This is a genomic window from Xanthomonas prunicola (assembly GCF_002846205.1).
In the GTDB taxonomy this organism is placed as follows: domain Bacteria; phylum Pseudomonadota; class Gammaproteobacteria; order Xanthomonadales; family Xanthomonadaceae; genus Xanthomonas; species Xanthomonas prunicola.
Genome location: NZ_PHKV01000051.1, coordinates 1 through 1816, shown reverse-complemented (window position 1 = coordinate 1816; position 1816 = coordinate 1). Strand labels below are relative to the sequence as shown.

General features: G+C 62.4%; 1 protein-coding gene. It reads left to right on the top strand.

Annotation, left to right across the window (positions count from 1 at the left end):
• The coding region (locus XpruCFBP8353_RS22960) for a condensation domain-containing protein (RefSeq protein WP_243391209.1) at positions 1 to 1816 on the top strand (1816 nt) is incomplete at both ends.

Below are 1816 nucleotides of genomic sequence, written 5' to 3'. Positions count from 1 at the left end.
GCGGCTGGTGGGGTACGTGATCGCCACCGCCGAGGTGCCGACAGCGGCCGAGCTACAGCGGCATTTGCGCGTGCACTTGCCGGAGTACCTGGTGCCCGAGGCTTTTGTGCCAGTGGACGCGTGGCCGCTGACGGCCAACGGCAAGCTGGATCGGCACGCATTGCCTGCACCCGATGCCGCGCAACGCAACCTGCAGACGTATGAGCCGCCGGCCAATGCGCTGGAGCAGCAACTGGCCGAAATCTGGCAGGCGGTGCTGGGGGTGGAGCGGGTCGGGCGCCACGATAATTTCTTCCAGCTCGGCGGGCACTCCCTGCTGGCGGTGACACTGGTGGAGCGGCTGCGCCAGCAGGGTCTTGGCATGGATGTGCGGGCACTGCTGGGACAGCCCACCTTGGCGGCAACGGCCGCAGCGCTTGGCCGCAGCCAGGAACTGGAGGTGCCGCCGAACCTGATACCGGCCGGCTGCGCACGCATTACCCCGGAGCTGCTGACACTGGTGGAGTTGTCGCAGGCCACGATCGACCGCATCGTGGCCACAGTGCCGGGTGGGGCGGCAAACGTGCAGGACATCTATCCACTGGCGCCGCTGCAGGAGGGGGTGTTGTATCACCATCTGATGGCGCGCCAGGGCGACCCCTATCTGCAGAACATGCTGCTGTCTTTCGATAGCCGCGATCGCCTCGATGCCTTCCTAAAGGCGCTGCAGCAAGTGATCGATCGCCACGATGTGTTTCGCACAAGCATTGTGTGGGAGGGCCTTGCTACCCCGGTGCAAGTGGTATGGCGAACTGCCGCTCTGCCGATCTTTTCCTATGTTCCACAGCCGGATGAAGACCCTCTGCAACAACTGCGTGATCGCTTCGATCCGCTGCATTACCGTCTGCCCCTTTCCAGCGCGCCGCTGCTGCAGTTCCACCATTGTTACGACGCGACCAGCGACCGTTGGGTCGGCCTAGTGTTGATCCATCATCTGGTGGATGACGCGGCGACCATGCATGTGCTGCGTGCGGAACTGCATGCCCATCTACTGGGGCAGACGCAACACCTTGCAGCGTCGGTTCCTTATCGCAATTACGTCGCGCATGCACGCAACGCGCAACTGCGCGGGAATCAGGAAGTAGTCTTTCGTCAGCTTCTGGGCGACATCGAGGAACCCACGTTGCCCTTTGGGCTGGCTGAAGTTCACGGCGATGATGTACCGGTCGGCGGGGCGTCGCTTGAACTGAATTCCGGGCTGAGTACGCGCTTGCGCCGGTGCGCTTCGCATCTTGGTGTCACGCCAGCCAGCTTGCATCATCTCGCCTGGGCAAAAGTGGTCGGGCGACTGTCTGCAAAGGATGACGTCGTGTTCGGGACGGTCCTGCTGGGACGCATGCATGCAGGCGCTGGTGCCGATGGTGCGATGGGCATGTTCATCAATACCTTGCCGATGCGTGTACGGCTGGGGCAGCAATCGCTGCAGGCAGCCATCCGCGACGTGCATGCCCAATTGAACAGCTTGTTCGCACATGAGCATGCTGGTCTGAGCCATGTCCAGCGGTGTAGTGGAGTGTCGCCACCGCAGCCGCTGTTCAGTGCGTTGCTCAATTATCGTTCGCGCCGTCGATCGGCTGAGGCAGTGGATTCGTTGGCGCCGTGGCCAGGTATCACCGTGTTGCAGACGCAGGGAGTCAATCACTACCCGGTGGTGCTCGACGTAGAGGAAATGGATGACGGGATTCGCCTGACGGGATATTTGCCAACTGGGTATAGCGCGCTACGGCTGTGCACCTACATGCAAACCGCATTGCAGCAACTGGCCGACGCGCTCGAG